Source organism: Nakamurella sp., from assembly GCF_048594475.1.
In the GTDB taxonomy this organism is placed as follows: domain Bacteria; phylum Actinomycetota; class Actinomycetes; order Mycobacteriales; family Nakamurellaceae; genus Nakamurella.
On record NZ_JBMDXT010000334.1, the window covers coordinates 1 to 7,900 of the forward strand.

At 75.4% G+C, this 7,900-nt stretch carries 6 protein-coding genes, 1 other RNA gene and 1 pseudogene; 2 read left to right on the forward strand and 6 right to left on the reverse strand.

The window, feature by feature from the left end; all coding sequences use genetic code 11:
- Nucleotides 1-712: pseudogene (locus ACOJUF_RS15220) on the forward strand (hypothetical protein); the annotation flags it as partial.
- Nucleotides 713-864: 152 nt separating this feature from the next.
- Here the strand turns inward: ACOJUF_RS15220 and ACOJUF_RS15225 are convergent.
- From ACOJUF_RS15225 to ACOJUF_RS15240, 4 genes are all read right to left on the reverse strand, one after another.
- A complete protein-coding gene (locus tag ACOJUF_RS15225) occupies nt 865-2,580 on the reverse strand; it encodes an alpha/beta hydrolase (protein ID WP_420122674.1) in 1,716 nt (571 codons plus the stop codon).
- Nucleotides 2,581-2,654: 74 nt separating this feature from the next.
- Nucleotides 2,655-2,852, reverse strand: coding sequence for an SPOR domain-containing protein (locus ACOJUF_RS15230; RefSeq protein ID WP_420122675.1), 198 nt, complete (start codon nt 2,850-2,852; stop codon nt 2,655-2,657).
- Nucleotides 2,853-2,903: 51 nt separating this feature from the next.
- Nucleotides 2,904-4,481, reverse strand: coding sequence for an RNB domain-containing ribonuclease (locus ACOJUF_RS15235; RefSeq protein ID WP_420122676.1), 1,578 nt, complete (start codon nt 4,479-4,481; stop codon nt 2,904-2,906).
- A gap of 16 nt (nt 4,482-4,497) precedes the next feature.
- Nucleotides 4,498-5,832, reverse strand: coding sequence for a bifunctional PIG-L family deacetylase/class I SAM-dependent methyltransferase (locus tag ACOJUF_RS15240; protein WP_420122677.1), 1,335 nt, complete (start codon nt 5,830-5,832; stop codon nt 4,498-4,500).
- A gap of 82 nt (nt 5,833-5,914) precedes the next feature.
- On the opposite strand from ACOJUF_RS15240, the gene ACOJUF_RS15245 reads away from it, so the two are divergent.
- On the forward strand, nt 5,915-6,799 hold the full coding sequence (locus ACOJUF_RS15245) for a hypothetical protein (protein ID WP_420122678.1): 885 nt from the start codon (nt 5,915-5,917) through the stop codon (nt 6,797-6,799).
- A 40-nt stretch (nt 6,800-6,839) separates the two neighbouring features.
- Here ACOJUF_RS15245 and rnpB read toward each other — a convergent pair.
- Nucleotides 6,840-7,269: RNase P RNA component class A (gene rnpB, locus ACOJUF_RS15250), an RNA gene on the reverse strand.
- Nucleotides 7,267-7,900 (reverse strand): phosphoribosyltransferase (locus ACOJUF_RS15255; protein WP_420122679.1); only part of this gene is annotated, 634 nt, incomplete at its 5' end. The genes rnpB and ACOJUF_RS15255, both read right to left, overlap by 3 nt.

Genomic DNA, 7,900 nt, shown 5'->3' on the forward strand with positions numbered 1-7,900 from the left:
CCAGGACGCGCTGCACCGGGCGTACGACGAGTCGGGGCAGATGCTGATGCACCTGCAGGCCGCGGCCGAGTACGACTCGTTCGCCCGCTCGCTCACCATCGGCCCGGAGACCAAGATCATGCGGTTCCGGCCCGAACTGCCGATGCACGACCGGTACGAGGTCTCGCACAACTTCCTGCCGCCCGAGGCGGGCATGGAGATCCTGACGCTGTCCCGGACCATCAACGCGTTCTTCCGGTGGGAGTTCAACTCCTGCGAGGCGCTGGTCACCGGCACCACGGTCAAGCCGATCGACTACGCCAACGCCTGCCCGGACATCGCCATCACCTCGCTGCACTACTACTTCCCGTGGGCGATCACCCAACTGGTGTCCTGGTCGGTGTTCTGCGCGGTCACGGGCCGCAAGCCGCGCGTGGACACCAACTCGCGGGCCTGGTACGACGTGGCCGACGACCCGTCGCTGAGCTGGGCGGACAAGCTGGGCCGCTACGCGCTGATGTCGGACCAGTACTTCGAGGCCGACCGGTACCGCGAGTTCTGCTCGACCGCGCTCGCCTCGCTGCCCGGGATCGTCTACGACTGGATCACCTCCGGGGACTTCGACGCGCTGCTGGTGGAGACCGTGCGGGCCACCTACCCGCCGCACGAGCACGAGCGGTTCCTGGCCCATTTCCGCGGATTGATCGGGTTGTGGGTCAGCGACCAGCGGTAGCGCGCGCCGGCCGGCGGGTGGTGTCGACCGTCGCCGGGGCGCTGGTCGTCACCGGCCTGGCCACCGCCTGCGGGGCCGCCACCTCCATGGCCTCACCGGACGTGGTCATCGCACGGGCGCGCTGACCGCGCGCCGGCGGACCAGCCCTGCGCTCAGCAGGTGGTGCCGTCGGCCGGCAGCGTCAGGGACACCAGGTAATCGGTGCCGATCTCGTCCGCGCACTGGTTGCCGGCGGTCAGGTAGGCGGTGTGGTTCGTGCCGTCCACCGTGAGCAGCCGGGCGTCGAGCGTGCCGGCCAGGTTGACTCCCGCCTGGTACGGCGTCGCCGGATCGTGGGTGGTCGAGATGACCAGCACCTGCGGCAGCCCGGGGACGTCGGTGACCGGTTGCAGCGCCGTGGTCGGCACCGGCCAGAAGTCGCACGGGTCCTTCACCGCGGCCGGCGGGTCGCCGCTGGCCAGGAACGGCGCCGCGGCGGCCGACTTGTCGGCCAGCTGCTGGGCCTGCGCCGGATCGATCGTCCGCGAGCCGTCGATGCAGCCGATCCCCAGGAACGCGTCCTGGATGTTGCTGTAGTGGCCCGCCGAGTCCCGCCCCAGGTACGAATCGGCCAACGCCATCAGACCGGACCCGTCCCCGGCGGCCAGGCCGGTCAGCCCGTCGGTCAGCTGGGTCCACAGCGACTCGCTGTACAGCGCGGTGAAGGTGCCCGTGGTCGCGTCGTTGAAGGTGAGCACCCGCCCGTCGGCCAGGGGCAACGGCGTGTCCAGCAGCGGCCGGACGAGCGCCTGGTAGGCCGCGGTCGCGCCGGCCGGGTCGGTGCCCAGCGGGCAGGTCGGCTTCTTGGCGCACGCGGCGGCGAAGTCCTCGAACGCCTGCTGGAAACCCTCGGCCTGGCCCAGGGACGAGGCCACCGGGTCCTCGTTCGGGTCGACCGCGCCGTCCAGGATCATCGCCCGGACGTTGCCGGGGAACTGCCGGGCGTACTCGGTGCCGATGGACGTGCCGTAGGACCAGCCGATGTAGTTCAGCCCGCGGTCGCCCAGCGCCGCCCGCAGCACGTCGACGTCCTTGGCCACGGTCCCGGTGCCCACGTTGGCCAGGAACGTGGGGCCGTCGACGCCCTCCGGCGGGCCGGACAGCGCGGCGCAGCCCTGGGCCAGTTGCTGGGCCAACGCGTCGGCCGCGGCGATCTCCTCGGGGGTCCGGGTGCGGGTGGTGACCGCCCGGGCGGCGTCGCGCTGCGCATCGGTCTGGCACCGGATCTCGGGACTGGAGAAGCCCACCCCGCGCGGGTCGAACCCGATCAGGTCGAATTCCTTGTTCAGCTCGGTGGCCAGGCCGAACGCGCCCAGGTAGGCCGCGTTCTCCACGCCGGAACCACCCGGGCCGCCCGGGTTGGTGACCACCGAACCGATGCGGCCGGCCCGGTCGGTCGCCTGCTTGCGCAGGACCTTGAGCGTGATCGTCGGGCCGCCCGGGTCGGCGTAGGACAGCGGGACGGTCAGGTCGGCGCACTGCAGCGAGGCCGACCGGTAGACCTTGGTGTCCTCCGAGGTGGCCAGGTCGGCGCAGGACCCCCAGTCCAGCTGCTGGCCGTAGAACGTCTCCAGGCCCGCGGGCACGGGCGCCTCCCCGGTCGGTCCGCCCGCGGCGCTGCCGGCGGCCGTCCCGCCGGAGGGCGCGTTGCTCGGCGTGGTGATCCCGGTCGCCCCGGACGATCCCGGGGTCGTCCCGGGGGTGCGGGTCGACACGGTGGCGCCGCCCGGCGTCGGGGTACCGGCCACGGGGGCGGAGCACGCCACGAGGACGGCGGCGGTGGCCAGGACGAGGGTGGCCGACAGGCACCGTCGAGCGCGCGAAGTCACCCGACGATCATGCCATCGGCGGCGTTCCCGCCCGGTGAGCCGGCGCGGCCGGCCGAGCGGCGGCCCCACGACCCCTAGCGGTCGCGCCAGGCGGCGTCCTCGGCGTCCTTGCGCTGCTCGCGCTCACGGATGATCTGCAGCGCGTTCGCCGCCTCCTCGGCCGTGTCGAACGGGCCGAGCAGCTCCTTGGCCTTGCTGACGCCCTCGGGCTCGACCTGGCCGGTCTTGATGTTGTAGTAGAAGCCCTTGCTCTGACCGATCTCGTCACCCATACCCAGCAGCCTGCCATGGCCGGCCGCCGGACGCCGGGACCGCCCCGCTGCTCAGGCGGGCTCGACGACGAACCGGTTGGTCGCCGGGTCGGCCGAGACCAGCCGGACGCTGATCACCGACCCCTCGACGAGACCGTCCGGCGGGCAGTGCGCCCGGACCGGCGGTTCGTGCAGGATCACGATGGCCCGGTCCTTGGCCGGTTCGAGCTGCAACACGGTGGCGGTGAACGTCTCGCCCTCCCGCCCGTGCAGGACGAACACCGACACCGCGCCCGCGCAGGCCTTGGCCAGCTCGGCGGCCTTGCGGTCGGCCGCCGTCATCGTCGCGGGCAGGTCGGGCAGCGCCGCCCTGGCCCAGTCCGGCACCGGGCGGCCGGCGTGCAGGGCCAGGCACACCTCGGTCGCGTAGCGGTCGGCGAGCCGCCGCAGCGGCGCCGTGACGTGCGCATACGGGCCACCCACCCCGCCGTGGTCGGGCCGGGCCGGCGGCGCCCCGTCGAACGCGGTGTACCCGGCGCCGCGCAACAGCCGCACCGCGTCCTCCAGGAAGGCGGCGTCCCGGGGCCGGCTGCCGTCCAGGCCGGCGATCACCTCGGACACCGGCATCGATTCGGGCCAGGGGATGCCCAGCGCGGCCGTCGCCCGGCGCAGCAGGTCGACCTGCTCGGCGGTGGGCGTCGGCAGCGTGCGCAGCAGCCCCACCCCGCCGTCGAGCATCAGGCGGGCCGCGCAGATCCCGGTCAGCAGGCTGATCTCGGCGTTGTGCCGCTCGATCGCGAGCACCGCCCGGCGTTCCAGGGTCCAGCGCCCGTCCGGCCCGCGGACCACCTCGGTGTCCGGGATGTCCAGGCTCAGCGCGCCGCGGCGGCGGGCCAGCGTCTCCCGCAGGGCACCGATCTCGGGCAGCAGCGCGATCGACGGGTGCAGGTCGCCGGCGTCCGCGGCCTGCTGGGCCGACGGGTAGTCCAGCTGCGCCACCGAGCGCACGAACGCCCGCCGCACATCCACCTCGACCGGTTCGCCGGCGGCGTCCAGCGCGATCGTCCACACGACGGCCGGCCGCACCACCCCGGGCAGCAGGCTGGCGGCGCCCTCGGACAGCTCGACCGGATGCAGCGGCGTGGACCGGTCCGGGCTGTAGAGCGTCGCGCCCCGGCGCCAGGTCTCCTGCGCCAGCGGCCCGGCCGGGGCCACGAACCGGGCGACGTCGGCGATGGCGTACCGGACCAGATACCCGCCGGCAGCCTCACCCCCACCCGGCTGGTCGTCGCCGGCGGCGCCGGCGCCGGCGGGGGGGTCGGTGCCGCCGGCACCGCCGGTGGCGTTCGTGTCCCGGGCCTCGCCGGGCCGACGGGACAGGTGCACCGCCTGGTCCAGGTCGCGGGAACCGGGCGGGTCCAGCGTCACGAACGCGACGTCGAGCAGCACCGGGTCGCCGGGCGGCGGGGCGCCGGGTCCCGGTGCCGGGTGGCCGGCCACGGCGCCGTTCGTAGCGCCGTCCGCGGCGCCGGCGGCGGCCCGGGCCTGAGCCACGGCGTCGGCCGGGTAGCCGTCGGGGATGCCCAGGGCAGCGCGGATCGCATCGAAGTCGATGGCCTTGGGCGGGGCCACGATCGTCCGGGCCGGCATCGGGTCAGGCTAGCCGTCAGGCCAGCACGCCGTCGGCGCGGGCGACCGACGGCGTTCCGGGTCGGGCGAAGACGTCGAGGCGGAAGTCCTCCTCGGTGTGGGCGGCCAGGGTGATCAGTCCCGGCTCGGCGGCCAGGGCGGCGTGCACCTCGTCACCGGTCAACGGGTAGCCGGCCGCCGGGTGCCGCCAGTGGCACGCCAGCACCACCCCGTCCGGGGTCAGCGCGCTCACGGTGCGCTCGATCACCCGGGACAGGTCGACGTGGTCCAGGTAGTAGCCGACCTCGGACAGCACCACGAGGTCGAAGTCCCCGTCCGGCCACTGGTCGGGCAGCGTCAGCCGGCGGACGTCGACGTGATCCTGCCCGGCCAGGCGCTGCGTGACCCGGGCCAGCGGTTCGGCCGCGATGTCGGCGGCCAGGTAGCGGTCGCAGCGCGGCGCCAGCAGCTCGGTGAGCAGGCCGACGGCGCACCCCGGCTCGAACGCCGACCGGAACCGGGCCCGCGGCAGCGCGGCGGCGGTCAAGGCCCGCTTGCGTTCCTCGTACCAGGACCCGCCCAGCCGCCAGGGGTCGTCGGCGGCCCGGTAGAGCTCGGTGAAGTAGCCGGCGGTCAACGACCGGCGCACCGGCAGGAACAGCTCGTGCGCCCGGTCGCCCCGCTCGATCGCGTCCGGACCGAGGGCGGCCCGGTCCTGGGGCGCCGGCCCGAGCGGACCGATCTGGCTCCGGTGCTCCCGCACCGCGCGGCGCTTGGCCAGCACCTCGGCGTCGGTCAGCCGCAGGACGGCCAGCCGCGACGGGTGCACGCGCGGATCGTCGCGCCGCAGCCAGGACCAGCCCCGCACCGGGAACTCGGCCACCGCCGCGCCGGTGGCGGCGCCGGCCGTCTGGGCGGCCCGGGCGACGGCCCGGTGGTCCGGCCCGCCGTCGTCGCGCCAGGTGGTCACGATCAACGCCCGGTCGCCGGCGGCGCCGACCGCGTCCCGGACCGCCGCGACCAGGTCGGGGACGTGGTCGGCCAGGGCCCCGTGCGGCAGACCCAACCGGCGCAGCCCGGCGCCGGGCGCCAGGGTGCGGACGGCCCGAGCGGTCTCGTCGCGATGGAGGGCCCACAGTCGCTCGGGCGGGTGGGTCGGTGAGTCGGGGTGGGTCCGTTCCCCGTTGCTGGCCACCACGATCTCGACCGGCGTCCCGCGATCGTGCACCCGGCGGATCAGCCCGCCTGCGCCCAGCACCTCGTCCGGGGGCTGGGCCGACACGACCACCAACCGGTCCACCGTGGCCAGGTCGAGCGCGGCGGCATCGCGGTCCGGGGCGTCGGGCGCGCGGGGATCCGAGGTCGCGGTCATCCGCCACGAGTGCCCCGGGCGATCATGGACGAAACCGCCCGGCCGGCCGGTCGGGCCCGATCGGGGGACGACAATCGAGCCGATGAAACACGATTCGCCGCTCCGGCGGCCCGCGCGCCCGCGACCCGCCGGGGACCGGCCCGGCTGGCGCCGGGTGCTCGCCGAGGACTTCACCCGACCGGTGCCGGTCGGCGGCTTCGTCGCCGACGCCACGGGCACCCTGACCGCGGCCGGCGCGGCCGGCCACGCCGCCTACGGCCCCGACGGGGCGGCCGGCACCGAGATCCGGGTCTATCCCGACGGCTGGCCGACCACGCACCGCAACGGGATCTGGGCGCCGTCCCGGACGCTGAGCGTCCGCACCGACGTCGCCGGCGCCGACGGCGTGCTGGACATCCACCACCACACCGCCGTTCCGGGGCCCGGGTCCGGCGGGCCGGGCGGCTCCGGCGCCCGGCCGCTCGGCGCGGCGGTCTGGTTCCCGCTGCCCGCCTTCGGCGGGGCGTTCCGGATCGGTCCGTACCTGCTGATCGAGTACCGCGCCCGCTCCGTCGGCTTCGCCGCGGGCGCGCCGTCGCACTTCCACGGCGTGCCGCTGCTGATCGACTCCCGCAGCGTCGAGCTCTGGCGCGCGGGCGGCGAGCTGAACTGGTTCGAGGCGGATCTGCGGCCCGACGGCCCCGTCGCCGGGTGGTACCACCGGGCGGACCCGGCCGGCAGCAAGGAGCGGGTCGCCGGCCCGCCCGGCGCGGTGCTGGGCGACTGGCACGTCTACACCATCGAGTGGTCCCCCGGCCGGGTGCGCTTCGGCTGCGACGGTGACATCTGCCTGGACACCGCCACGATGACGCCGACCGCCCCGCTGGCCTTCCTGATCCAGTCCGAACCCGTCCCCCCCGGACCCGATCCGGCGACCGAGGGTCACCTGCAGGTCGACTGGATCACCGTCCACCGGTACGCGGGCTGACGCCCGCGGCGCGCCGGGCGCGGGGCCGGACGGACAGGGGTGGATGAGCCCGCCTGTAAGCCGGGTTCTGTTCCCGGGCGCCTCGCGGCGATCCCGTTCGGCGACCATCCATCTCGACGTACCGTCGCCGGCACGCTCCAGCGGTCCACCCGCAGGCTCGGGCGGGCCGCCCTCGAACGCCTGCGCACCGCATCCGGACCGGTGTGGTCCGGGCACGGCTTTTCGACCTTGCTCCGGGTGGGGTTTACCGAGCCGCCCCGGTCACCCGGGGCGCTGGTGGTCTCTTACACCACCGTTTCACCCTCACCAGGCACCCGAAGGTGCCGGCGGCCTGTTCTCTGTGGCACTGTCCCGCGGCTCGCGCCGGGTTGCCGTTAGCAACCACCCTGCCCTGTGGAGCCCGGACTTTCCTCGACCGCCCGGCCGGACCGGGGTCCGGACGACGCGGCCGCGGTCGCCCGGCGGACTCATCCGCGCAAATCGTACGCCAGGCCGGCCCGGACCTCGTCGTCCGACGTGGGCCCGAAGTCCCGGTAGCCCTGGCCCACCGATCCGAACGGCACCGGGCACCGCGCGCAGAGCACGTCGTCGACGTCCGGGCACTCGCGCAGCCGCGCGCAGCTGTCCGCCGCCCCGACCGGGACCGCGACCAGTACCCGGGCCGGCCGAAGCCGGCGGACCGCCGCGACGGCCGCCCGCATCGTGGAGCCGGTGGCCAACCCGTCGTCGACCACGACCACGGCCCGTCCCCGGATCACCGGCGGCGGCCGGTCGCCGCGGTAGGCCGACATCCGCCGGTGCAGTTCGGTCAGTTCCCGGTCCAGCACGCCGGCGAAGACCGCCGCCGGGAGCCGCAGCCGGTCGAGCACGAGCTCGTTCCGGACCACTTCCACCACCCCGAGGGCGTCGAGGGCCGCACCCGTCGGTCCGCCCGGCCCGCCGGACCCATCCGGCTCGCCGGCACCCGCCACCGCGCTCGCGCCCGCCACCGCCGCGACCGCGCCCATCGCCAGCTCCGGCTGCCCGGGCACACCGATCTTGCGCACGAGCAGCACGTCCAGCGGCGCCCGCACGGCCCGGGCTACCGGAACCGCGACCGGG